Below are 22,690 nucleotides of genomic sequence, written 5' to 3'. Positions count from 1 at the left end.
GCTCACCCCCTTTCCTGTTGGCAGAAAGTGATGCAGGACGCTGTGGTTATATGAGTGGTTACCAGCGCCGGGTGAATTTACGCCTGAGTGGAATAGCCTGACGTACAACCGGTCCGGGAGGAGGACATTATGTTGAGTTTACGTGCTGTTAACCAATTTTATGGTGAAAAACATACATTATGGAATGTTGACCTGGACTTGCCCACAGGGCAATGCATTTGCCTGCTTGGCGCGCCTGGCGTTGGTAAAACAACGCTGGTGAACTGTATTACCGGCCATATACCGGTACAAAGTGGCAGTATGCTCTGGCAGGCACAAGGCTGCCCGCCAGAAGATTTGCTGACCCGCCCACCAGAGGGGCGTACAGCCCTGGGAATAGGCTATGTTCCTCAGGATAAACGGATTTTCTCTCAATTGAGTGTGGAAGAGAACCTGCATATCGCCATGATGGCTGCAGGTGAACAACATAAGCGAATTTCGCCGCTGGTTTATGAATTGTTCCCGGAATTGTATACCCTGCGCCAGGTACGTGGTGGTGACCTGGCTGGCGATACGCAACAGCAACTGGCACTGGCAAGAGCGCTGGTGAACGACCCCAAACTGTTGATTCTGGACGAACCGACTAATGGCCGCGGCACCAGTTTTATTCAGGACCTGGGCCAGACATTACGCCGCCTGAACCAGGAATTTGGCCTGACAATACTGCTGGTTGAACAACGGTTGTCATTTATCCGTTGGGTGGCGGATAAATTTTGCCTGCTGCATCGCGGGCGCAACGTTGCACAGGGCGACCTGACAATGCTGGATGACAATATGGTTTCAGACTGGATAGCACCGTAATGCCGCAAGATTAAATCAGGGCAGTGATATCAAGATACTGCCCAAGATTGGTATGTGTTTCCGCGTGTTCCAGAAAAGGAATTTCTCCCAGAAAAGGCGCGTCCAGCCGCTGGCGTAATGTTGACAGATAATCCAGATGACGAGCGCCTGGCGGTAATACAGTATTAGAAATCCAGCCTGCAACAGGTAACCCGGACTGGCGAATTGCCTGTAAAGTCAGCATGGCGTGATTGATACACCCAAGTTTAACCCCCACCACCAGAATCACTGGCAATTGTTCCTGCACCACCCAGTCAGCAAAAGTGTTCTCTTCGCTCAGTGGCGTGAACCAGCCACCAGCACCTTCAACCTGTACCCAACTGGCAAGAGGCTCCAGCGCAGCTAACCCGGCAGAGATTACGGGAAAGGTAATGGGCTGCCCGGTATCCCGGCTGACCAGATGCGGCGAAGTGGGTTCCAGAAAGACCAGTGGGTTTACCTGGTGGTAGGCCAGCGGTACGGTACTGTTGCGCTGCAAAGCCAGTGCATCACTGTTACGTATTCCTTCCGGCGTGGATTCACTGCCTGACGCCACTGGCTTGTAACCAGCAGTACGAAACCCGTGCTGTGCTGCCGCCTGTAACAGCGCACAACTGGCAACAGTTTTCCCGACCTCAGTATCCGTTCCCGTAACAAACCAACGTTTACTCACGCGTAATCACTCCTACTATTAACTGGTAACTTAACAGGTATTCACCCGCCTCCTGCGGCCAGGCCAGTGACAGCGCCTGAAGCTGTTGCCGGGTTAACGTGGCAGGGGCGCGCCCGGCGTGCAAATGCGTGGCGCCAATCCCTTTCAGGGAACGCATTGCGCTCAGCACATCAGCCCAGCGTTCACGTACGGTGACTGTGTTTATTTGGCACTGCCAGCCGCGACAGGCGTCGTCAATGGCTTGCCGGGGCAGGAAGTGGTTGCCATGGCTACGCTGGTCAACCGCACGCCATGCCTGGTGTAATTCACGCAGCGACCCTGCTGCCAGTGTTGTGAACGCGACATGCCCTCCGGGGCGGGTTACCCGGCAGAGTTCACTCAGCGCCAGGCGTAGATCCGCGCACCACTGAATAGCAAGATTGCTCCAGGCGAGATCAACACTGGCATCAGGAAGTGGCAATGCTTCTATATCGCCACACAGGAACTCTATTGCCGGGCTGTGCAGGCTTGCCTGCTCCAGCATGGCAACGGAGAGATCCAGTCCGGTAACAGCTGCACCACGCTGATGCCAGTAGCGGCTGAACCAACCGGTGCCACACCCGGCGTCCAGTACCCGGGAAGGAGAAATGTCACCCAACAAGGTAATAAGCTGCTGGCCGCTTTCACGCTGAAAATGGGCATGTTTGTCATAACCAGAAGCGGCACGCCCAAAGGCCGCCGCCACGGCTGCTTTATTCACGGGCAAGGGCATACAACACCTCCAGTAAGCGGTCGATATCTTCTGGCTGGTGAGCCGCCGTCAATGTGAAACGCAACCGGGCGGTACCGGGTGGAACGGTCGGCGGGCGTATCGCTGTCACCCAGATGCCCTGCTCGCGCAGGCACTGAGCAAGGTGCAATGCACGGGCATTATCACCAATTATCAGTGGCTGAATCGCCGTAGATGACTCACACAGCGCCCAGGGCAAACCCGCCGCTCCGGCCCGGAAATGCCCAATATGGCGCTGAAGTGCTTCCCGGGCTTCATCAGCGTGGCGGATCACGGCCAGTGCGGCGCTGAGTGCTTCGGCCTGTGCAGGTGGGAGCGATGTGCTGTAAATCAGGTGGCGGGCAAACTGGACCAGGTAATCGGCAACGGCTTCACTGCACAATACCGCAGCCCCACTGGCACCGAAGGCTTTACCAAAGGTCACCACCAGAACATCTGGCTGAATACCGGCCTGCCAGCAACTTCCCCTGCCTCCCTCGCCCTGCACGCCAATGCCATGGGCGTCATCCACCATCAACCACGCACCAGACTGCCCGGCAAGCCGGGCCAGTTCAGGTAGTGGTGCCTGGTCGCCATCCATACTGAACACCCCTTCCGTGACCACCAGTTGCTCTGCGGTATGCCCACCAGCAAGTAAACGCCCCAGAGAACCGGCATCATTATGTGCAAAACGGCGCAACACGGCAGGTGACTGTATAGCTGCTTCCAGTAACGAGGCATGACTCAGCTTATCGGCCAGCAGCCTGTCGCCTTGCTGCATTAGTGCGCTGATTACGGCATGGTTGGCTGCAAAACCAGAAATAAACAGTAAGGCGCGCGGGTAGCCCAGCCAGCCAGCCAGAGACGTTTCCAGCTCAGCATGGGCGCGGGTATAGCCAGTGACATGGCCGGAGCCACCACTTCCCACACCATAGCGCGCGGCTCCGGCTTGCCAGGCGCGGATAACCGCAGGGTGCTGGCTCATCCCTAAGTAATCGTTACTGGCAAAGTTAAGCCACTGCTGCTGCCCGTCGGAGAACATGCGCTCAGTGCCCGGGTGGCGCACCTGCCTTGCGCGCCACAGACCTTGCTCGCGCCGTGCTGACAGCGCGTTATCAATACGTTGCGACCAGCTCATCAGAGTGCGGCATTGTAAAATTGTTCGGTGTCTGCATGTAATAACTGCTCAGTTAATTCACTTTCCTGGGCGTTATCTCCATGGCTGACTTGTGTGGTTTGCGGGTTGATCCCCAGTTTGCGGAACAATTGCAGGTCTTTATCTTCTTCAGGATTAGGTGTGGTGAGCAGTTTGCAGCCATAGAACACCGAGTTAGCCCCTGCCATAAAACACATGGCCTGGGTTTGTTCATTCATTTGCTCACGCCCGGCGGATAAGCGGACCCAGGAAGAAGGCATCATGATACGGGCTACCGCAATGGTGCGGATAAAATCAAAAGGATCAACATCGTCGTTGTCTGCCAGTGGTGTGCCTTTCACTTTCACCAGCATATTAACCGGCACACTTTCCGGAGGTGTGGGCAGGTTTGCCAGTTGCAGCAACAAACTGGCACGGTCGTTTACGCTTTCCCCCAGGCCCACTATTCCCCCTGAACACACTTTAATTCCGGCATCGCGTACTTTGCCCAGAGTATCGAGGCGCTCCTGGTAAGTACGGGTGGTAATAATGTTGCCGTAAAATTCGGGTGAGGTGTCCAGGTTATGGTTATAGTAATCCAGCCCGGCGTCCGCCAGCCGTTGTGCCTGGCTGCCAGTCAGTGTGCCCAGTGTCATACAGGCTTCCAGCCCCAGCGCTTTAACCCCTTTCACCATTTGTTCCAGGTACGGCATATCGCGGTCCTGAGGGTTCTTCCACGCAGCCCCCATACAGAAGCGGCCTGAACCTGCTGCTTTCGCTTTTTCGGCAGAAGCCAGCACCTGCTCCACCTCCATCAGGCGTTCTGATTCCAGGCCTGTTTTATAACGGGCACTTTGTGGGCAGTACTTACAATCTTCCGGGCAGGCCCCGGTTTTAATCGATAGCAAGGTGCTGACCTGAACCTGCTGAGGATCAAAATGCTGGCGATGTACCTGTTGAGCCTCGAACAGAAGTTCAAGAAGCGGTTTTTCAAACAGAGCGGTAACTTGCGACATTGTCCAACGTTGAGTATGTGCCACTGGCATCTCCAGAATAAGTGATATGAGCTGTAATCTGAGCTGATAGTTGTAAACTAAAGGCTGTTATTTTTGGTTTACATGCTTTAGTGTCGTAAACTAAATCTTTTTAAAATGGTTTACAAGAATATGATCGATCAACATGGTCTGGATTTCGACCAGCGCCATATCTGGCACCCGTATACGTCGATGACCAATCCATTACCGGTTTACCCGGTCACCAGCACGCAAGGTTGTACTCTGACACTTGCGGATGGCAGACAACTGGTAGACGGGATGTCTTCATGGTGGGCGGCAATTCATGGCTATAACCACCCACACCTGACACAGGCAATGAAGCAGCAAATTGATACGATGCCCCATGTGATGTTTGGTGGCATTACCCATGCGCCCGCCATAACGTTGTGCCGCAAGCTGGTTGAGATGACCCCGGACGGGCTGGAGTGTGTCTTTCTGGCTGATTCTGGCTCGGTAGCTGTTGAAGTCGCCATGAAAATGGCATTGCAATACTGGCAGGCAAAAGGCCAGCCACGCCGCCGGTTTATGACGTTTCGCCACGGTTACCACGGCGATACGTTTGCTGCTATGTCGGTCTGTGACCCGGATAACTCCATGCACAGCCTGTGGAAAGGCTACCTGCCGGATAATATTTTTGCCCCGGCCCCGCAATCCAGGTTCGATGACGAATGGAATGAACAGGATGTTATTGCCTTCGCCCGGTTGCTGGCGGCACACCGTGACGAAATTGCCGCCATCATCCTGGAGCCAGTGGTTCAGGGTGCCGGTGGCATGCGTTTCTACCACCCCAACTGGCTTAAGCGCGTGCGGCAAATGTGTGACCGCGAAGGCATTTTGCTGATTGCCGATGAAATTGCCACCGGCTTTGGCCGAACAGGTAAGCTGTTCGCCTGTGAACATGCCCAAATCAGCCCCGATATTCTGTGTCTGGGCAAAGCGCTGACTGGCGGTACGATGACCCTTTCCGCCACGCTTGCCCGCAGGGAGATTGCCGGGACTATCAGTAATGGCGAGGCAGGCTGTTTTATGCATGGCCCGACATTTATGGGAAACCCGCTGGCCTGTGCCGCAGCCTGTGCCAGCCTGGATATTCTGCAAACTGGTGAGTGGCAAACACAGGTTGCCAAAATTGAACGCCAGCTACAGGCACAGTTACAGCCACTGGCACAGTCAGCGTTAGTAAAAGATGTGCGGGTACTGGGGGCAATTGGTGTTGTAGAAACCGTGCATCCGGTAAATATGGCCGCATTGCAACGCTTCTTTGTGGATGAAGGTGTCTGGGTAAGACCCTTCGGGCGGCTAATCTACCTGATGCCACCCTTTATTATCTGTGAGCAGGAGCTGACCAAACTCACCCGGGCCACCACTCTGGCCGTGGAGCAACCGTCTCTGTTTAACATTAATGGCGGCTGAGTTTCCCCTGCCACTGGCAGATGCTCTACACTTGCCAGACAACCACTCACGGGAGATATCATGAAACTGTTTAGCACGGATTTTCAGGACGGGCAGACGCTGCCAGACCGCCATGTATTTAACGGAATGGGCTACCAGGGAGATAACGTCTCCCCCCAACTCTCCTGGGATGATGCCCCGGCAGGCACTAAGAGTTTTGTTGTCACCTGTTATGACCCGGATGCACCGACAGGCTCAGGTTGGTGGCACTGGATAGTTGCCAATATCCCGGCAGAGACCCGCGAACTGCCACAGGGTGCAGGCTCCGGTATCGCCCCGCTGCCTGGTAAAGCATTACAGACACGCACTGACTTTGGTAACAGCCAGTATGGTGGCGCGGCGCCGCCAGCTGGTGAACGCCACCGCTATATTTTCACGGTGCATGCACTGGATGTTGCACAGATAGATGTCGATACCCATTCCAGCGGGGCGATGGTTGGCTTTAATGTGCATTTTCATACCTTAGGGAATGCCACACTTACCGCAATGTACCGCTGAATATGCTTTTTTAGGGGCCGATACATAAATCGGCTTCCTGTTTTGCTCAACTTAGTATAAAAAAGCAAACTTTACTGAAACGTTCCCTTTTTTTGCTAAGCAAGGAGCAACCCTTGAACACTCTTTCGGTTTCTCGCCTGGCACTGGCTCTTGCCTTCGGCCTGACTTTAACGGCATGTAAATCTGTACCGCCTCAGGACCGTCCGTCAGAACAGGTTGCGCCGGGAAGCCAGTCACGCCCGGTGCTGTCTGCGGATGAAGCGCAGAACTTTGTGCCTTCCCGCTATTTTTCCAGCATGACACCCAGCGCTCAGCCCTGGAAACCCACAGGTATCACCTTACCTGCTCAGGCTGATTTTGTCGTTGGCCCGGCTGGTACGCCAGGAGTGACACAAAACACCATTCAGTCTGCCGTTGATGCGGCAATGGCCCGCCATGCCAGCCACCGTTTGTATATCGCGATTATGCCCGGCGATTATCAGGAAGCGGTGTATATTCCTGCGGCTCCAGGCAGCCTGACGCTGTACGGAACCGGAGCCAAACCTGCTGATGTCAAAATCGGCCTGGCGCTGGATGCGCGTATGGACAAAGCAACCTGGCGTAAAACCCTTAACCCTGCCGGGCAATTTATGCCGGGTAAATCTGCATGGTACATGTACCAGAACTGCCTGAATCGGCGTGGTGCAGAGATGGGGATTATGTGTTCAGCTGCTGTCTGGTCGCAAAACAGCGGCCTGCAATTGCAGAACCTGACCATTCAGAACACCCTGGGTGACAGTGTGGATGCCGGTAACCACGAAGCCGTAGCATTGCGCAGCGATGGCGACCAGGTTCAGATTAACAATGTGAATATTCTTGGCCGCCAGAACACCTTCTTTGTAACTAACAGTGATGTGAATAACCGGATGATGACCACCGGCCAGCCACGTACACTGGTAACCAACAGCTATATCGAAGGAGATGTTGACCTGGTATCTGGCCGTGGTGCCGTGGTGTTTGAAAACACCCGTTTCAATGTGGTGAACAGCCGCACTCAGAAAGAAGGCTATGTGTTCGCACCTGCAACCCTGCCTGACATCTACTATGGCTTCCTGGCGCTTAACAGCGAATTCAACGCAGCCGGTGATGGAGTGGCTCAACTTGGGCGCGCATGGGATTTAGGTGCCGAAAATGGTTACGTTCCAGGGCAAAGCGCCAACGGCCAGGTAGTGATTCGCGACAGTGTCATTAACGCCGGGTTTAACACTGCTCATCCATGGGGTACAGCCAAAGACTCCCAACGCCCGTTTGCTGGCAATACTGGCAGTGAGCAGGATAAAAAATGGGTTCGCAACCTGAACGATGTGAATTTCAACCGTATGTGGGAATTCAATAACCGTGGGTTAGGCAGCAAAGTGGTTCTTAATACCAAAAAATAACGCCCCGGTTAGACTGAAAAAACGCCGCAGAGTCATTCCTGCGGCGTGAGTCTGATGACAAACCTCATGTCCGCACAGAACGAGAGGATGTCACCCAATAAAAACCAGGAAAATCAATTTATTGATTTTCGGCTGCTAACTAAAAGAAGGAAAAACCACGCTTTTTCCTTCTTTTTCATCAATCTGACGCCGCAGAGCTATTCCTGCGGCGTTTTATTTTGGCAGGATGTGGCACGGGCAGTGGCACACATAGCTACCTGTGTTTTACAACGGATTCACCACCACCCACATTGGCCCCTGGCCGGTGGCATAACGCCCTTTTTCTTCCAGCAAACCTTGCTCGCCTTTAATTTCATAAACCGCGATATGGTGTGATTTCTGGCCTGCCGCAATCAGATACTTGCCGCTGTTATCGATATTGAACCCACGCGGCTGCGTTTCTGTTGGCTGGAAGCCTTCCAACGCCAGTACACTGCCATCTTCCGAAACAGTAAAAATGGTTAACAGGCTGGAGGTTCTGTCGCAGGCATATAAATGCCTGCCGTCAGGTGTAATGTGAAGGTCTGCCGCCCAGCGGGTGCCAGTGAAATCAGACGGCATCATGTCAATGGTCTGCACACAGGCGATTTGATTGTGTGGGTCACTCAGTGCCCAGACATTAACAGTGCCGTTGAGTTCGTTAACACAGTAGGCAAACTGCCCACCAGGATGGAATACCATATGGCGAGGGCCTGCTCCTTCCACCGTGGTCACTTCTGCCGGTTTTTGCGGTGTTAATTTACCGCTGTCTTCCAGGGTAAACAGGCAGATGCGATCCTGTTTTAATGCCGGTACCCACAAGGTTTTATTATCCGGGCTGATATTGGCAGAGTGGCACCCTTCCAGGCCTTCAATCACTTCAACCACTTCACCCGGCAGGCCGTCGTTCAGTGGGGTCACACTGACACAACCACCATTATAAGAGCCACAGAATAAGAAACGCCCGGTGTGGTCGGTTGAGATATGCGTAGGGCTGCCAGGTAAAGCAGCATGGCCGGCATCGGACAATGTGCCGTCTTCCGGGGAGATATGCCAGGCGATAACCCTGAATTCAGGGCGTACACCAGCATACAGAAAACGCCTGTCCGGGCTGATAACCAGGGGCTGAACCTGGCCTGCGACATCCACAACCTGGCGCAAGGTCAGCTCACCGCTGGCATCAAGCTGCCATACATGGATTTGCTGGCTTTCAGGACTGGCGGTATAGACGATTTGTTTCATGAATACTCCTGTTATCACGGTAGCCTGGTAGCGACGGGCAGAAGGACAGCCGACAGTACCCGGTGCAAGTGGCGCCGGGAGTTTTCCTGTTGGCGCCAACGGTGTACCATCGAACCAGACCCTTTCGTAATGGAACCTTAAATGACTTATCGTGTTATTGCACTTGATTTAGATGGCACTTTACTGACGCCACAAAAAACCATCTTGCCTGAATCCCTTGCTGCGCTGGAAAAAGCGAAGCAGGCAGGTTACCAGGTTTTGATTGTGACAGGGCGCCATCACGTCGCTATACACCCTTTTTATCAGGCTCTGCGCCTGGATACACCTGCCATCTGCTGTAATGGCACTTATTTGAGTGTGTATCGCTTATTACAACATTTACACCCATCTAAGGCAATACGACATTAACCAACGCTGTTCCAGTGCTCAACAAGACTCTTCACCTTGTTTCGTCGTAGCCACAAAGCGGTGTACTATCGAGGAAACTACATACCAAAATCAGGTGAATCACTACATGAACTATCAGGTAATCGCCCTTGATCTGGACGGCACTTTATTGACGCCAGAAAAAACTATTTTACCAGCCTCACTATCTGCCCTACAGAATGCCCGTAGATCAGGGGCAAAGGTTGTCATAGTTACCGGACGGCACTTTGTAGCCATCCATCCTTTTTATCAGGCATTAGAACTTAATACACCAGCTATATGTTGTAATGGTGCTTTATTGTACGATTACATCGAAAAAAGAGTTATTGCCTCAGACCCATTACAACCAGAACAAGCTACACAATTAGTTCACTTACTTGATAGTTACAATGTTCATAGCCTGATGTATGCCGATAATGCTATGTTCTATCAAGAACCAACGGGGCATATTATCCGTACAGAAAATTGGGCTAAATCTCTTCCTGAGTCACAACGTCCAATCTTCAAACAAGTACCCTCTCTTAGTGAAGCATCGCAAAATGTAGATGCTATCTGGAAATTCGCCCTTACTGATTCTGATACTGAAAAACTACATAGCTTTGGTCAGATCGTAGAGCGTGAGCTTGGCCTTGCTTGTGAATGGTCTTGGCACGACCAAGTAGACATAGCACAGGCAGGAAACAGTAAGGGTAAACGCCTGGCACAATGGGTAGAATCACAAGGCTTATCTATGAGCCAGGTAATAGCCTTTGGCGATAATTTCAACGATCTAAGCATGTTGAAAAATGCTGGCTTGGGTGTTGCTATGGGTAATGCTGTTGATGAAGTAAAAGCCTGTGCTGATTTAGTAATAGGTAACAATACTGAAGCTGGTATAGCGGATGTGGTAAATAAACATTTTTTGCGAACATCAAATATGGAAATGATGTGATTTTTCGTAGATGCGAATCTGAAAACATCTATAACCATAACATTTAAGAAAAAATTTTCTTGGAACATGTTAGATACTTGTCATGGATATTCCTTAGATGAAAAGCCTTGTGAAAAAATTACTTAACAAACTTGAAATAATACATATAGCCTTCTTTTTATTTGGCGTTATTGTAACCGAATCCATTACATGGTTACTTTTCAAAGATATAAAAAAAATAACCGCCCCTGGCTTATCAGCTATTGTTGCGGTAGTTGCTTTATCCTTAGCAATATATTCAGCGTATCAAGTTAAGAAATGGGTATTCTCAAAAATAAATGAAAAGGCATTTAAACGCTCTGAAGAATTACTTGAAGAGTTTGCTAAAATGATGATTGTGCTCGCTCGCTTAAAATATGTAATGCAGCGTATTTCCCAGATCAATAAATTTTCAGAGACAAATGCAACATCATTGAAAGAAGAGTTAAGAGAGATTCAAGATGACTATTTCATGTGTATAAGCAAACAAATACTAATAACGCACACATTCTCCAATTGGGGGGTCATATTCAATTACAAAAAACAATTCGACAAGGTAAGATATCATCTCACTGAATCTCAATCAGAAGGTAATGAAATAAGAAGAAGGTTGTATCTTATTGCTAATAGTGTGCCGCAAGGAGTCAATTTAGATCAGCAAGAAATAAAAACAATGGCAAAAGGGATTATTGGTAGAATCGATACGGTTGCTAACATTTTGGATTCTATAATGAGGATGAAATACGAAATATTATTTACTTATAACAAACAATAAATGTAAAAGATACCAGATAATATCTGGAATTAAAATGTAATTAAAGCACACAAATACTTAGGATGAAGCCCCTTTTATGGGGCTTCATGGTTAATTTCCAGTAATCAGAATAATGATAATTCTAATGATTTCTGACAAGGGGAATGAAAATAGCACTATTCCAAAGTAATCTAGAATAGGGACTATAATGTAATTATAAGCCAAAATGACAGTGCAAACATAACCAAGAAAACTACGCCAGCTTTTACCCTGTTTAATCTCTTCTCGATTAGTTTCGTTAGTATCACTAGATTTTTCTGCTTCTAATTCCGGTTCTGTTTTCTCTACTCCTTTTTTCTTGATGAACAGTTTCACACCCATTTTGAGTAATTCATTTATTGTAGTTAACATATGTTATCCTTGTATTTGGCAAACACAAGAAACTACGCGATGACCTTTAAAGATGTGGTTGTAAGATAATAGTACCTTCACTTCTACTTGTTCTTTTAGTAGTTCAACCATCAATACATCATACTCATCTACTTTCGGTGTTGTATGATGATGAAAACTGTATACGACTAAATCACCTTTTGTTTTATCTACTTTCTTCTTTATGAGCTTACTACCAGATAGTGCTTTATCATATGGTAAGGTAACACTTACAGGTTGTATTGTCTGAAAAGAAAAATCTGTTAGTACAGAATGATCATAACATGGGAAATTTTCTAAGTTATCCATCTTACTTCCTCCAACGGTAATCAAACGTACCGCGTAATGTTCTTAATTGTTCTATTACTTGCTTTTCGGTTTCATCATAGAAATCAAACAATGGTTTTCTACCAACGGAACCATAATAACCAATCACCCTTTGTTCACGAGCCAGTTTAGGATTACGTTTAGAGGATTTCTTGGTAGTGTCGATTAAGTACGTGTTACCGTTCCTACTCTTCACCTTTTTGTATTTATCACTCTTGGTTCTTGAACGTAGTTGTGTAATGTTACCTTGCTTAGTTAACTTAGCATTAGGAAGCGGTATGATCTTCCCTTCATTAGCATTCTTATATGTCGGATCAAGAACGTACTTTAGATATGATGCTTGATTAGGTAGTAAGATGATCTGGTTAACTGTCTTGAACTCACTTATCTTTCTAAAGTTAAAGTACATACTCTTTCCAGTAAACGCGACACCACCACCCGCTACATCACTATCAATCTTCCTTTGAATGTGCTGTGTAACTATACGCATACGGCTACTTAATTCTTTTTTAAATTCTTGTCCTATCTTTGGGCTATTCTTGTTTATGAATCGCTTCATATCATTAGGGCTATTAGTGTTTCTCCATGCCATATCTATTCCTTAATTTAATATTGCATATAATGATTGAAGGATTCCACGGATACGTACAGCATCTTTCCCACTCGGTAATCTTGCCTTATGCATTACGGCAAGGTTCAGATTACCCGTTTTTAGTCCTTCATTTATGATTAATGCTGTTTCTACAAAAAGTGTTTCTTTCATCGAAGGGAAAGCCCACAAGATAGTACGAGTGAAATTTAATCCTTCTTCAATCTTGGAATTAACTATCTTTGAACTTGAACTGTACTCACGCCATCCGTTTTCTACAGAATTATCTTTTAGTTTCTTAATATCCTTAACTCTCTTGTACATCTGCTTACTACCTATGTAGCTTGTATTATCTTCAAATTGGAACAAGTACACGAATCCTACATAACTACCGTTTGTTAATTCCTTTTCACTCCAATCTTCGTTGTATTGCCATGCTTCCATATAAATACCTTATAAAAATTATCATAAGGTATTTATTTAATGGATATAAAAACACGACTAATAGAATATGAGGGTTCACAAGCATATCAAACCCGTATGGGGTACTTTCGCAATGACAAGTACTATCCGTATAAAGATACAGAAGGGTTCTTAACCGTAGGATTCGGGCATAAAGTACTACCAAATGAAAACTTCACTAACGGTATTACTGAGATTGAAGCACTTCGCCTACTTGATAAAGATATAGCCATAGCAGAAAGCCAGCTAAGTAAACTGAACCTAACCATTCCTAAAGATTGGCAAGACTTCATGAACATCATGATTTTTCAACTTGGCCTATCTGGAACGATGAAGTTTAAAAAGATGATTCAAGCACTACGTGATGCCAACTACACGGAAGCAATCAAACAAGCAAAAGATAGTTTATGGTATCGTCAGACACCAAATAGAGTTAATGCGATGATCGCACAACTAACTAATAAGTAAAAAAAGGGATAGTATCAATTACGGTACTATCCCTTTTTAATTACTGCTTTGATTGTTCAAGAATAGTAATAATCCTTTCAAGTTTGATATCCAATTCGTGAATTTGAATTTCAAGGTTTCGCAAAGTTTCTTTCATCTTGTCTTGTTCGTCGCTTAGACGTGTAATGTTACTATCTTGTACCGCAATGGTAGTTTCAAGGTAGGATACACGACTTAATAAATCAGTAGTATCCTTTGTATTGTCACGGAAGATAGAATATAAAACGCCCAACCCACTAATAACCAGAGCAAGAAGTGTCCCAATATCCATTAAGAATTTCCCTATATTATATATTTTGGTAATAGTATTTATTACGCATTATATAAAGGTTGATCCCCCGCTCGATATATAAACGCATTCAATAATGAAGGTACATTAAGTGAAGCTAAACCAGAACGCGATGTAGTACACATAACATAGATATAATTCCACTTGCCACGACCAACAGCGGGTACATAGATACCATTGATTGGGAAAGTATATGGTGTGTTATGTCCATTGTTACCAGCATCAACGAAAGCTAAGTTTGTTAAACCAATGCCATCACCACCCATACGAATATAGAAGTACTGACGCTCAAATGAAGTAAGTGTGATAGTCATATTACTATCAAGGATACGATCGAAATCTTCACCACGTATACGCAACGCTACATAGTGTTGGTAAGCTACTGGATCATTAGCGGCCTGACCACCTGATACAGTATGTGAACCGAAAATAAACGGCACTGATGCTATACCTGTAGACTGAGGACGGCAAATGTCACCTACGATACGTGAGGCACTTAGAGTACCAAGAATGTTACAGTTTTCATTGATAGTAACGTTGTTGAGTACTCCGCTGTTCGCAAAAATAGTACCGCGAATAGTAGCGTTACCAAAGTTAGATGTACCGTTCTTGTTAATCATCCAACCGTTCGTACCATCCCAATTACTGGATTGTATCTGTTGGCTAATCTTCGCTGAGTCGATCACGCCGTCCATTATATGAGCACTACGGATTGCGGCATTGGCAATCTTCGTGTTGTCGATTGCGGCATCCTGAATTTTCGCTCGTGAAACGGAAAGGTTATTGATCATAGCCTCATTGATGCTCGCTGATGCTATCACCGCTGAGTTGATGTAAGTCTTACCACCCTGAACCACAAACGGATAAACCCTGTCTGATAGTTTGGCACTGTCCGTACTGATAACACTAAAGCGATCCGCCATTACGGTAAACACTGATGTTTTTTCATCTGCGGCTAAAGCAATGCCCGTTACGTTACCGTTGTTTGATACCTGTAGCTGCCAGCGTGACCCAAGTTCATCTACGATCTGTTTCTCAACAATGCCAGTAGCCGTATCACTGTTAAGTAGGCCATCAATCACATCTTCGTTCAATTTGCTGTATGGAACCTTCGTGTTCTGGTTAAAACCGATAGTAGGCGACCATACCAATTCATCCTGTCCGAACACGTCATAGGCTGCTACACGTGCGAACCATGAACCATCTTCAATACCAAACGATGCTGAATAGCGGTTAGCACTGCTAAAGTACTTCGACCCTGAGCTAAAACCCTCATCAAGTGCGATTTGTAGAACGATTCCCGCATAATCCGGTACGTTTGATTCAGTCCAGTCAATGAACACGGAATCATAACCACTCTTCAAATTTACACCTAACAACTGTGGGTGTTGTGGGTTACTAACTTCAATCTGAACTTCTTCACTATAGATACCAGTACCCCAACCATGAGCGATGATCCCAAATACACGGTAACGACTAAGGCCATCACTGGTATTCATTGAATATGAGTACGTCCAGTTGCTTGTAGTGGTGTAGTACGATGTGATGTAGTTCCTGTAGCGGTCATACACACGTATTTCATAGTGTTTGAAGAAATCAGCAAAGGTTTTACCATTTACGGCTATGTTAGCCTGATCATCCCAACGTAAAATAAAATCTTGAGCATAAGTCTGGTTTAAACCTACATCATCATTCACCATATCAAGGTTAGTAATCTTCGGTAATGCGAATATAACTTGTGGTGTTTGATTATAGATAGCTACTAATTCCGATGAATAACCTAATGTGTTATACGCCTCAATAGCAAAATCGTACTGTACACCATATAGAAGATTTAGTATCTCAAAACTCGTAGAGTACTGCCCTACGTTACCAATGCTGATCCAAACACTGGAATCACTGCGTTTATAACGAATCTTATAACCACGTACAGTTGTATCCTGACTAAGATCCCATGTTAATAGAACGGTGTTACCTGATGCCGTTGCCCCTAAACGTTGAGCCTGTAGGTTACTTGGCGGTTCTACGTATGTTGGGTTAGGTAGATTGGTCAATCCATCTTGTGGGAATTGTCCCGGATCTTTTCCTTGATATATACCATCATCATATGAAATCGCGGTGATCTGGATAATGCCTGCTTTATCTACGGTCATTGGTACAGTACGTTGAATACATCTGTACTTTTTATTACTAAATCCAGCTTCTTTAAAATCAATTGTAAACACATCATATACTTTCATATCTGTTACATAGGTATTGAAAGTAATTGTATTCGTAATGTACTTAGATTTTAGCAATTCAATGTTACTAAGAATAGCAAGCTGATTTTTATCCTGTACCCAAAGATAGTTTAAATCCTTCTTGATAATATAACCATCTTTAGCAATGGATGCGTTACTAATGGCATCACTTGGATAACGGATAATATCTTGTGAATAGTCATTCCCTGGGTTTGTATAGGTACTGTCCATTGTATTAAAATAGTCAGACTTAGAACCCGTTGTGATATTCACACTACCAAGAATATTCGTTTCATCAAAATGTACACTTGGAATATCTGGAGCATCTACCGTTAGATAGTACTTACCGTTTGATTCATAAAGTACACCACCAAATGTTTGTAGAATATTTTCAATGTTTTCCTTGAAGGATTTATCATATTGAATATTACCATTGGAATAGAAATGATTCTGAGCACAATAGTTTGCCATATTACGGAAACTGGTAATATCAATATCATTAGGATCAAGCCCAAAACCAAATTCTGTATTAGTGATAAAGTCATATAGTTGGCTTGGTGGGTTTGAACTTGGTTTACGTACATTATCAGTTAAGTCATAGATCATACGTCCACGCATTTCTACCGATAATGTATAGTTCTGGTTCGTTAGAATCCCATCAATCAATGAATCGTTGGTTTTCTTGATTACGGTACAGATCTGTACAAGACCATCACCACGCATGTTATCAGTCCATTGACTACCGCCATATTGACGGGCAAGCGTCATAGAACCACCGTAGGACGGTTTACCAAAACGTACCTCAATCTGTAAGTACTTGCGGTACTTCTCAATCATCATTGAGGTAGGTACTATCCCTTCTGTGGTGATGTACGCACCATCCATGAGTACCGGAGCATTATCAAAATAGATCTGCTTGATTACGCCTTGTGATTGTTCCCCTGGTACTTGCCCGATTTCACCGATACTGATCGCGTGAACCGTACATAACTGGTTTGAAGTACCTTTATAGACGTTCTGCCATACGACGATAGAGCCTAACTTGTTATAGGCTACCTCTGTTGCGTTGCGGTTAGAACCACCGTATGAAATCGGTATGCCAGTACTTGGTGATGTTGATCGGGCATTGTTACTACCCGTACTCGGATACGTTACCCCCATTTGGCCTACATTCATCATCTGTGATGAACTAATGTAAGATAGTGCTGCTGTACCAATACCTATAGCTACTACTGCTGCTAAAGCTAAACCTGCTGCGTATGCTGCTGCCGCTGCTGATGCCCCTGCGATAATAGCTACGGCAACTGCTGCTACTGCCATAGTTATTCCCCTTTAAATCTGTATATTTTGTCTTTTTCATTTGGGATATATTGAGAAACGATATAGTTAGATTTATCTTCTGATAAAATTACTACTTTCCCACGCCAATAAACTGTACTGTGACCTGACGAAATGATGATATCCCCATCAAGTGGTTCAGTTACTAATTCGCCTTTTTCTTTACACAATAGATGTAGAGTAGAATAACTACAGTTTGCTTTTGCGTATTTTCTACCTGCTGTTGGTGTTGTGTATTTCTGATAGATTTCATCACGGTAATTACTACCTGTAATCATATCAATTACTGTTAGCACCATGATATGACAATCATTTGTACCGTACACTAAAGGTTCACCAACTAAACCACTTAGGTACTCTGTTATAAATCCGTTTTTCATTATTTCTTGCTACTCTTCCAGAATTGCTCTGAACTATTTAGTATTCCGATTAGGTCAAAGAACTTATCACCAGTGTGTAATGATTGGTGTACTGATGTACTTGATAACAGGCGTTGTGTTTGGTCTAACTTCTTCCACAATGAATTTAGATTTACTGTTGTTTCATTTGTGGTATTACCTGCTGTGTTGTTAAAGTCTGAACTAAAGCAATCAATGTAACCACTAAACATACGATAGGCATATAAAATACCTCCTGTAGCTGGGTTAACAATTCCCATCCAGATATTAACTTTTGCATCATTCCACAATCCACGTAACGCCATAGATAGATAATCCTGGCTTACATTACTTACTTTTAAAGAAGTACCGTTATTATTAATTTGGTTCTTTTCTACATAGTTTGCAAATGATGAATCAAGGAAATCAGGTACAGACTTATAGTTAATCCCATTATAGTTTTGATCGGCAATGGCATCAGTTAGATATATGTTACTTCCGGTAGGTGGAAGTACATCTATTAGCTTTACCATAACACCACATTGATATAGTTCTTTTTCTGTTAGTACGGTTTTGTTATCGCCTCGTGTAAGGTTCCAGTACGCGACAAGATCCGCATTAGTTAGTACATTGCTTGGAATAGACATAAATTAACCTCTGATGTTTTCAGTTGCATTTATTGTCACTTCCATAATGTTTGTACTTGGCATCTGATATGCTGCGTTCTGTGGTGTAAGAATAAATGAACCTTGAATATTGTCATATTTCATTACTTCCCCAAGTTGGATGTTTTTGATTAATCCAGGGAAGATAGTAATCACGTTGCCAGTGTTGGCTATGATTCGGTATAGTTTCTTGTGTCCGTTGAATTGAATTAACGTACCAACTTCAAGTGTATTAGCATTAACGGCAATGGATGTTGCCCCCGCTGCCCTTGCTGCTGTTGCCTGTACTTGTGATGTTTGAGTACCGTTGTATGTACTCCACCATCCAAGAGGCATAGAGAACGGTTTGCCCTGACCATATAAAGCGTAGAAGTTAGCGAGTTCAGCACGGTTCATCTTGTTCAAGGTAACTTTGAAACTAAGGGTAAAGTACTGCGAACCAACAACACGTGTAATAGTTTCACCTGTCCATGTCTGGTTTTGGTATTGGGGTATATTGTCCGTTAACATGAACTCACTAATAAGAGTGTTATTTAACATATTATTATTCCTTTAATAGTTAGCCCACAATCCATGTGGGCTATATGATATTTATACGTTATTCTTCTGAGATTTACGTGTTGCCTGAACAATAGTATCAGCGTGTTTATCACACATCTTTTGGAAATCTGAATCTGAGATTTGACCATTACTATTAATAATTAACGGTGCGTCAATCTTAATATCACCTGATTTACTACCATCCTGATTACTCAAGTATTTTGTTAAATCCTGGTTTAGTGATTTACCTACTACACGTTCACCTTTTTCAAGATTGTATGTACCAGTACTTGGTAGTGAATCCCAACCATCATGGGCTTGCCCCTGGATAGCTGTACCTTTGATAGTACGGACAATGGACGCACCCTGAGCTGCTACCTGTAGACCTGCTGCGATCCCCATAGGCCACCCAAGTTTGATAGCTTCGGATATGCCCTGCTGGATGTTGATCACTGCCTGAGCAATTGCAATACCTTTACTTACGGCAAAAGCTGCCTTAGCCGCTGCTGATGATTCACCGAAAACCCCAGCCATGATAGTTCCTACATCACCTGCCCCCGCTTGCCACATACCTAAAGTACTGGTTAGTGCGTCTGCGGTTAATCGACCACGTTTCATATCGGCGTTGGCCTGAATCGCTGTTAGCTGATCCTGGTACTCCTGGAAGCCAATTACTTTGGCATCGTATAGAGCTTTAGCCCCATCCTGGTTCTCTTGCTGTTCAGTGTTTACTTGCTGTACTTTCGTTGGATCTGGTGAGAAGTCTAATGGGTTTGTATACCCTAATCCCTGACCTGCTGTGTCACCTGTCCACGTCTTACCCGCTGCTGCTGCTTTGGCTTTAGCCTCTGGTGTGGCATTCGGATCACTGGCAATTGCGGCAATGTTTTGTGCTTGTTTTAAACGGTCTGTTTCAGCAAGCATTTCATCAACCATAGTTTTGTACTTAGTCGCACGGCTTTTATATTGCTGATCTAACATTGCTGTAATTTCAGTTTCACTCTTACCTGCTAATTTACCTGCTGTACTGATACGCTTTTCAATTTCATCCTGTTCATAGTTAAAACGAGTAATACGTATCTGAGCTTCGTTAGTACCGATCTGTGATAGGGTTTGTTCTAATAGTGCTTTTGCTCGTTTAGTTTGTTCATTAAGTTTATCTTGTGCGGCTTGTGCTTTCCTGGCTGCTGCTTCATCTTTCTTAGCTTTATCTTCACGTGCTTTATCTTCATCGGCTGTTAGGCTTTTTACTAACTTCTCACGGTTAGCTTTATAACCTTCATCAAGTTTAGCTAAATCGGCATTCATTGCCGCTTCATCACCCTTATATGCACGTACTAAAGAATCTTTAATAGTTGCTCGTAATTGTTTGTGAGTAGCATCAAGAGTATCAATCTGTGCTTGTGTCTTCTGCTTAGCTGATAGATAAGGTTTCAACGCTGTATCAATAACACTTCTATCTGAACCTTTGTTATATTCTTCTTTCTGTTTATCAAGTAGATTATGTGCGGCATCAAGATTAGCTAAAAGATTCTCAAAGGTTTTGTTATTAGCTTCTTGTTGCTTCTGCTGTTCCTCTACCATCTGAGCACCATAGATAGAAGAGTTTTTTTGTATCTGCTGTTGGTACTGTTTTTGGTATTCCTGTACGGCCTGTATACCCTGCTTACTCGTAGCGGCTGCGGCTGCTGCCACTGGCTTACTGTTGAGTATCTTAGTCATTAGATCAAGAATATCAGCAAGGCTTTTAGCAACAGGGGCAAGTGTTGAATTTCGCCACGTATCCCACGCCCTTGATAGATTATTAGTTGCCGTTCTATATTCTTCAAATTGTCGTGATTGCTCTGCTGTTAACTGTATAGTTTCATTAGCAAGGCTATTTTGGTACTCTTGTTCAGTACTGAATTCTCTATATACAGTCATGCGTTTAGTAGCATCGTTAGCTACGGTTTCCATCATCTGTACAATCTGAGCCTGACTAAAACCCATTTGTTTAGCTTGATAGTAAATCTTAGCAATAATATCTTCACCGTTTTCTGCTGCTTTCTGTAACTCAAACATATTCAACTTCAATGGTTGAATCACATCGGTTAGCATAGAGCCAGCGTTATTCGTGATAGCATCGCCTAACTTATCCTTAGCATCTTTCATCTGATCGGCTACTTGATCCATAGTCAGACCAACACCCGCAAACATATTAGCCGCCTGTTGTATCTGTACTATGCCAGTTTGTGATAGTGATGCTGCCTGAAAGACTTCAAACGCCTTTTCTGATTGAGCTTGAACGTTGGCTAATGTGGCGGCAATGGCGATACCTGCCACCCCTACCGCACCAGCGAAACCAGACATAGCTTTAGCCGTGGTTGATAGTCCGGTATTGAAACTACCGAACACACCGCCAGCACGATCCCCAAAATCACCTATATCATTTGCTGCGTTTTTTAATGATTTTTGTAATCCAGATTCATCACCTGTGATTTCAAATATCATTGATTGTTTATTATTGTTTGCCATTAGGCTTTACTCCCATCCAATTAAGCATGTTTGCTTTTTGTTGTTCTGCGATCTTCTTCTCCCTCTCTGCTTGTTGTTCAGCTAAGGTTTTACTTGAAATAATGTTCAATGAATCGAGTTCATAGATACTAAATTTCGGTATATCTTCTTTCTTGATATTGCCAGTACTTAACCATATTGCCTGTAGTAGTTCTGTATGCCTGATTTGTTCAATTTGTGATGAATCAGGATCAACCGATTCTTTGAAAACTAATAGGTAGAAGAAAAGCAAAACGGGCATAGTGTAGAGATCATCCACACTACACCCGCTGTTATACAATAAAGATAGTGATAGTCTGAGAATCGGATCGCGTCTTACTTTGCCTCTACATCCTCAACATTAAAGGATTTGGCAAACACATTACCGATCTCGGCATTTAGTTTAAGTTGTACTGTTAAATCAACATTCTGTTCAACTTGTTCAGGTGAATCAAAAATCTGTTTACCACTTTCATTAACCACACAATAGAAGATCGCTTTATATGGATCTGAAACTTCTGCGTGTTGGGTAATAGTTGGTAGTTTGATGTATACAGTACATTCTGGTGTTAGTACTACTGGTGTTAACTTCACACCAATAGCATTCATAAGATTAGTAAAATCCATTTCGCTTTATCCTTGTTAGTTGGTTTGTAGTATTTAGTACTTACGCACCAGTTACTTCACCAACCGCAATTGGAGCACCAGTAACGGAAACAACGAAATCACGAGTTACCACACCATCAAAATCACCGTTAACTACATCAGAACTTACATAACCGTTTACGATGCTGTAATAAGCCGCACCATCCTGATCATCAATATTTTGATAATAAGTTACTTTAACCTGGATTAGGGTTTGTGCTGCTGCGGCTGCCGCAAGCATTTCTTGACCTGTCGCACCTGGTTTCCAGTTAACAGTTAGAGTTAGATCCGGTACTGAACGAGAACCAAGCAATTTCTTAGCGTACTGTTGACCGAAAGTGTTCACACTAACAACGTTAGATTCCGCACCTGCCGCTGATGGAAAAGCACCAACTTCTTCAACAACAGTAAAGGTAGTTGCCTGACCGCCACCCGCTGGAGCATTAGCGATTTCAACTTTTACATTATTGCCTACAAAAATAGAATTAAAAGCCATATTTAATATTCCTTTATATATTTGGGGC

Annotated in this window: 25 protein-coding genes and 1 pseudogene; 8 read left to right on the top strand and 18 right to left on the bottom strand. The window is 44.9% G+C overall.

Annotation, left to right across the window (positions count from 1 at the left end):
- Positions 1–129: 129 nt before the first annotated feature.
- Positions 130–840 carry an ATP-binding cassette domain-containing protein gene (locus MPHASIOC01_RS02440; protein WP_064599809.1) on the top strand — a complete coding sequence of 237 codons (711 nt, stop codon included), beginning with the start codon at positions 130–132 and terminating at the stop codon, positions 838–840.
- Between the two features lie 10 nt (positions 841–850).
- On the opposite strand, the gene bioD is transcribed toward MPHASIOC01_RS02440, so the two are convergent.
- Genes bioD through bioB form a run of 4 tightly spaced genes read right to left on the bottom strand, consistent with a single transcriptional unit; the run spans position 851 to position 4,454 of the window.
- Entirely contained in the window at positions 851–1,531 is a 681-nt protein-coding gene (bioD, locus tag MPHASIOC01_RS02435; protein WP_353613865.1) for a dethiobiotin synthase, read from the bottom strand.
- Positions 1,524–2,282 (bottom strand): malonyl-ACP O-methyltransferase BioC, encoded by a 759-nt coding sequence (gene bioC, locus MPHASIOC01_RS02430; RefSeq protein WP_353613864.1) that lies wholly within the window; start codon positions 2,280–2,282, stop codon positions 1,524–1,526. Before bioC ends, bioD begins: the two co-directional genes overlap by 8 nt.
- Positions 2,263–3,417, bottom strand: a complete 1,155-nt coding sequence (bioF, locus tag MPHASIOC01_RS02425) for an 8-amino-7-oxononanoate synthase (protein ID WP_064599805.1) — start codon at positions 3,415–3,417, stop codon at positions 2,263–2,265. The genes bioC and bioF overlap by 20 nt, the downstream gene beginning before the upstream one ends.
- On the bottom strand, positions 3,417–4,454 hold the full coding sequence (gene bioB, locus MPHASIOC01_RS02420) for a biotin synthase BioB (RefSeq protein WP_353613863.1): 1,038 nt from the start codon (positions 4,452–4,454) through the stop codon (positions 3,417–3,419). The genes bioF and bioB overlap by 1 nt, the downstream gene beginning before the upstream one ends.
- Before the next feature lie 111 nt (positions 4,455–4,565).
- Between bioB and bioA the strand changes: the two genes are divergently transcribed.
- From bioA to MPHASIOC01_RS02405, 3 genes are all read left to right on the top strand, one after another.
- Positions 4,566–5,882, top strand: coding sequence for an adenosylmethionine--8-amino-7-oxononanoate transaminase (gene bioA, locus MPHASIOC01_RS02415; RefSeq protein WP_074388830.1), 1,317 nt, complete (start codon positions 4,566–4,568; stop codon positions 5,880–5,882).
- Positions 5,883–5,942: 60 nt separating this feature from the next.
- Positions 5,943–6,419 carry a kinase inhibitor gene (locus tag MPHASIOC01_RS02410; protein ID WP_064599799.1) on the top strand — a complete coding sequence of 159 codons (477 nt, stop codon included), beginning with the start codon at positions 5,943–5,945 and terminating at the stop codon, positions 6,417–6,419.
- 113 nt (positions 6,420–6,532) lie between these two features.
- The gene (locus tag MPHASIOC01_RS02405) at positions 6,533–7,837 is read left to right on the top strand and encodes a putative acyl-CoA thioester hydrolase (protein ID WP_064599797.1); all 1,305 of its coding nucleotides are present in this window, start codon (positions 6,533–6,535) and stop codon (positions 7,835–7,837) included.
- A 264-nt stretch (positions 7,838–8,101) separates the two neighbouring features.
- On the opposite strand, the gene pgl is transcribed toward MPHASIOC01_RS02405, so the two are convergent.
- On the bottom strand, positions 8,102–9,097 hold the full coding sequence (gene pgl / locus MPHASIOC01_RS02400) for a 6-phosphogluconolactonase (RefSeq protein WP_353613862.1): 996 nt from the start codon (positions 9,095–9,097) through the stop codon (positions 8,102–8,104).
- 141 nt (positions 9,098–9,238) lie between these two features.
- On the opposite strand from pgl, the pseudogene MPHASIOC01_RS02395 reads away from it, so the two are divergent.
- The 3 genes and pseudogenes from MPHASIOC01_RS02395 to MPHASIOC01_RS02385 all read left to right on the top strand — a co-directional run.
- Positions 9,239–9,460, top strand: a pseudogene (locus MPHASIOC01_RS02395) (HAD-IIB family hydrolase); the annotation flags it as partial.
- Between the two features lie 151 nt (positions 9,461–9,611).
- Complete coding sequence (locus MPHASIOC01_RS02390; RefSeq protein ID WP_353613861.1) at positions 9,612–10,454, top strand: pyridoxal phosphatase; 843 nt, start codon at positions 9,612–9,614, stop codon at positions 10,452–10,454.
- A 97-nt stretch (positions 10,455–10,551) separates the two neighbouring features.
- Positions 10,552–11,247: a hypothetical protein gene (locus MPHASIOC01_RS02385; protein ID WP_097494959.1), complete on the top strand. Its 696-nt coding sequence runs from the start codon at positions 10,552–10,554 to the stop codon at positions 11,245–11,247.
- Between the two features lie 90 nt (positions 11,248–11,337).
- Here MPHASIOC01_RS02385 and MPHASIOC01_RS02380 read toward each other — a convergent pair whose 3' ends face one another.
- From MPHASIOC01_RS02380 to MPHASIOC01_RS02365, 4 genes are read right to left on the bottom strand one after another with little or no spacing between them, the layout of a single operon-like run.
- Complete coding sequence (locus tag MPHASIOC01_RS02380) at positions 11,338–11,637, bottom strand: hypothetical protein (RefSeq protein WP_097494960.1); 300 nt, start codon at positions 11,635–11,637, stop codon at positions 11,338–11,340.
- 3 nt (positions 11,638–11,640) lie between these two features.
- Positions 11,641–11,964 carry a hypothetical protein gene (locus MPHASIOC01_RS02375; RefSeq protein ID WP_353613860.1) on the bottom strand — a complete coding sequence of 108 codons (324 nt, stop codon included), beginning with the start codon at positions 11,962–11,964 and terminating at the stop codon, positions 11,641–11,643.
- Between the two features lies 1 nt (position 11,965).
- On the bottom strand, positions 11,966–12,574 hold the full coding sequence (locus MPHASIOC01_RS02370) for a hypothetical protein (protein WP_097494962.1): 609 nt from the start codon (positions 12,572–12,574) through the stop codon (positions 11,966–11,968).
- A 9-nt stretch (positions 12,575–12,583) separates the two neighbouring features.
- Positions 12,584–13,015 carry a hypothetical protein gene (locus MPHASIOC01_RS02365; RefSeq protein WP_097494963.1) on the bottom strand — a complete coding sequence of 144 codons (432 nt, stop codon included), beginning with the start codon at positions 13,013–13,015 and terminating at the stop codon, positions 12,584–12,586.
- Positions 13,016–13,054: 39 nt separating this feature from the next.
- On the opposite strand from MPHASIOC01_RS02365, the gene MPHASIOC01_RS02360 reads away from it, so the two are divergent.
- Entirely contained in the window at positions 13,055–13,501 is a 447-nt protein-coding gene (locus tag MPHASIOC01_RS02360; protein ID WP_353613859.1) for a glycoside hydrolase family protein, read from the top strand.
- Positions 13,502–13,541: 40 nt separating this feature from the next.
- Here MPHASIOC01_RS02360 and MPHASIOC01_RS02355 read toward each other — a convergent pair whose 3' ends face one another.
- Genes MPHASIOC01_RS02355 through MPHASIOC01_RS02315 form a run of 9 tightly spaced genes read right to left on the bottom strand, consistent with a single transcriptional unit; the run spans position 13,542 to position 22,662 of the window.
- Positions 13,542–13,811 (bottom strand): hypothetical protein, encoded by a 270-nt coding sequence (locus tag MPHASIOC01_RS02355; protein WP_039261844.1) that lies wholly within the window; start codon positions 13,809–13,811, stop codon positions 13,542–13,544.
- Between the two features lie 41 nt (positions 13,812–13,852).
- The gene (locus MPHASIOC01_RS02350) at positions 13,853–17,389 is read right to left on the bottom strand and encodes a phage tail tip protein (protein WP_097494964.1); all 3,537 of its coding nucleotides are present in this window, start codon (positions 17,387–17,389) and stop codon (positions 13,853–13,855) included.
- A 2-nt stretch (positions 17,390–17,391) separates the two neighbouring features.
- Complete coding sequence (locus tag MPHASIOC01_RS02345; RefSeq protein WP_063161161.1) at positions 17,392–17,787, bottom strand: DUF6950 family protein; 396 nt, start codon at positions 17,785–17,787, stop codon at positions 17,392–17,394.
- The gene (locus MPHASIOC01_RS02340) at positions 17,787–18,431 is read right to left on the bottom strand and encodes a DUF2163 domain-containing protein (protein ID WP_353613858.1); all 645 of its coding nucleotides are present in this window, start codon (positions 18,429–18,431) and stop codon (positions 17,787–17,789) included. Before MPHASIOC01_RS02340 ends, MPHASIOC01_RS02345 begins: the two co-directional genes overlap by 1 nt.
- Positions 18,432–18,434: 3 nt before the next feature.
- Positions 18,435–18,989: a hypothetical protein gene (locus MPHASIOC01_RS02335; protein ID WP_232933298.1), complete on the bottom strand. Its 555-nt coding sequence runs from the start codon at positions 18,987–18,989 to the stop codon at positions 18,435–18,437.
- A gap of 51 nt (positions 18,990–19,040) precedes the next feature.
- Positions 19,041–21,503 (bottom strand): hypothetical protein, encoded by a 2,463-nt coding sequence (locus tag MPHASIOC01_RS02330; RefSeq protein ID WP_353613857.1) that lies wholly within the window; start codon positions 21,501–21,503, stop codon positions 19,041–19,043.
- Positions 21,490–21,801: a hypothetical protein gene (locus MPHASIOC01_RS02325; RefSeq protein WP_157922210.1), complete on the bottom strand. Its 312-nt coding sequence runs from the start codon at positions 21,799–21,801 to the stop codon at positions 21,490–21,492. Before MPHASIOC01_RS02325 ends, MPHASIOC01_RS02330 begins: the two co-directional genes overlap by 14 nt.
- A 56-nt stretch (positions 21,802–21,857) precedes the next feature.
- Positions 21,858–22,148 (bottom strand): hypothetical protein, encoded by a 291-nt coding sequence (locus tag MPHASIOC01_RS02320; protein ID WP_353613856.1) that lies wholly within the window; start codon positions 22,146–22,148, stop codon positions 21,858–21,860.
- A gap of 40 nt (positions 22,149–22,188) precedes the next feature.
- The gene (locus MPHASIOC01_RS02315) at positions 22,189–22,662 is read right to left on the bottom strand and encodes a hypothetical protein (RefSeq protein WP_032659437.1); all 474 of its coding nucleotides are present in this window, start codon (positions 22,660–22,662) and stop codon (positions 22,189–22,191) included.
- Positions 22,663–22,690: the final 28 nt, after the last annotated feature.

Source organism: Mangrovibacter phragmitis, assembly GCF_040429585.1.
Classification (GTDB): domain Bacteria; phylum Pseudomonadota; class Gammaproteobacteria; order Enterobacterales; family Enterobacteriaceae; genus Mangrovibacter; species Mangrovibacter phragmitis.
The sequence above is the reverse complement of the archived record's forward strand: the minus strand, read 5'-3'. Positions and strand labels throughout refer to the sequence as shown.

What these genes read in the sequence shown, in the direction of transcription:
- MPHASIOC01_RS02440 (WP_064599809.1), top strand. Translation starts at nt 130, where the DNA reads ATGTTGAGTTTACGTGCTGTTAACCAATTTTATGGTGAAAAACATACA.
- bioC (WP_353613864.1), bottom strand. Translation starts at nt 2,282, where the DNA reads ATGCCCTTGCCCGTGAATAAAGCAGCCGTGGCGGCGGCCTTTGGGCGT.
- bioF (WP_064599805.1), bottom strand. Translation starts at nt 3,417, where the DNA reads ATGAGCTGGTCGCAACGTATTGATAACGCGCTGTCAGCACGGCGCGAG.
- bioA (WP_074388830.1), top strand. Translation starts at nt 4,566, where the DNA reads ATGGTTTACAAGAATATGATCGATCAACATGGTCTGGATTTCGACCAG.
- MPHASIOC01_RS02410 (WP_064599799.1), top strand. Translation starts at nt 5,943, where the DNA reads ATGAAACTGTTTAGCACGGATTTTCAGGACGGGCAGACGCTGCCAGAC.
- pgl (WP_353613862.1), bottom strand. Translation starts at nt 9,097, where the DNA reads ATGAAACAAATCGTCTATACCGCCAGTCCTGAAAGCCAGCAAATCCAT.
- MPHASIOC01_RS02390 (WP_353613861.1), top strand. Translation starts at nt 9,612, where the DNA reads ATGAACTATCAGGTAATCGCCCTTGATCTGGACGGCACTTTATTGACG.
- MPHASIOC01_RS02385 (WP_097494959.1), top strand. Translation starts at nt 10,552, where the DNA reads ATGAAAAGCCTTGTGAAAAAATTACTTAACAAACTTGAAATAATACAT.
- MPHASIOC01_RS02380 (WP_097494960.1), bottom strand. Translation starts at nt 11,637, where the DNA reads ATGTTAACTACAATAAATGAATTACTCAAAATGGGTGTGAAACTGTTC.
- MPHASIOC01_RS02375 (WP_353613860.1), bottom strand. Translation starts at nt 11,964, where the DNA reads ATGGATAACTTAGAAAATTTCCCATGTTATGATCATTCTGTACTAACA.
- MPHASIOC01_RS02370 (WP_097494962.1), bottom strand. Translation starts at nt 12,574, where the DNA reads ATGGCATGGAGAAACACTAATAGCCCTAATGATATGAAGCGATTCATA.
- MPHASIOC01_RS02365 (WP_097494963.1), bottom strand. Translation starts at nt 13,015, where the DNA reads ATGGAAGCATGGCAATACAACGAAGATTGGAGTGAAAAGGAATTAACA.
- MPHASIOC01_RS02360 (WP_353613859.1), top strand. Translation starts at nt 13,055, where the DNA reads ATGGATATAAAAACACGACTAATAGAATATGAGGGTTCACAAGCATAT.
- MPHASIOC01_RS02355 (WP_039261844.1), bottom strand. Translation starts at nt 13,811, where the DNA reads ATGGATATTGGGACACTTCTTGCTCTGGTTATTAGTGGGTTGGGCGTT.
- MPHASIOC01_RS02350 (WP_097494964.1), bottom strand. Translation starts at nt 17,389, where the DNA reads ATGGCAGTAGCAGCAGTTGCCGTAGCTATTATCGCAGGGGCATCAGCA.
- MPHASIOC01_RS02345 (WP_063161161.1), bottom strand. Translation starts at nt 17,787, where the DNA reads ATGAAAAACGGATTTATAACAGAGTACCTAAGTGGTTTAGTTGGTGAA.
- MPHASIOC01_RS02340 (WP_353613858.1), bottom strand. Translation starts at nt 18,431, where the DNA reads ATGTCTATTCCAAGCAATGTACTAACTAATGCGGATCTTGTCGCGTAC.
- MPHASIOC01_RS02335 (WP_232933298.1), bottom strand. Translation starts at nt 18,989, where the DNA reads ATGTTAAATAACACTCTTATTAGTGAGTTCATGTTAACGGACAATATA.
- MPHASIOC01_RS02330 (WP_353613857.1), bottom strand. Translation starts at nt 21,503, where the DNA reads ATGGCAAACAATAATAAACAATCAATGATATTTGAAATCACAGGTGAT.
- MPHASIOC01_RS02320 (WP_353613856.1), bottom strand. Translation starts at nt 22,148, where the DNA reads ATGGATTTTACTAATCTTATGAATGCTATTGGTGTGAAGTTAACACCA.
- MPHASIOC01_RS02315 (WP_032659437.1), bottom strand. Translation starts at nt 22,662, where the DNA reads ATGGCTTTTAATTCTATTTTTGTAGGCAATAATGTAAAAGTTGAAATC.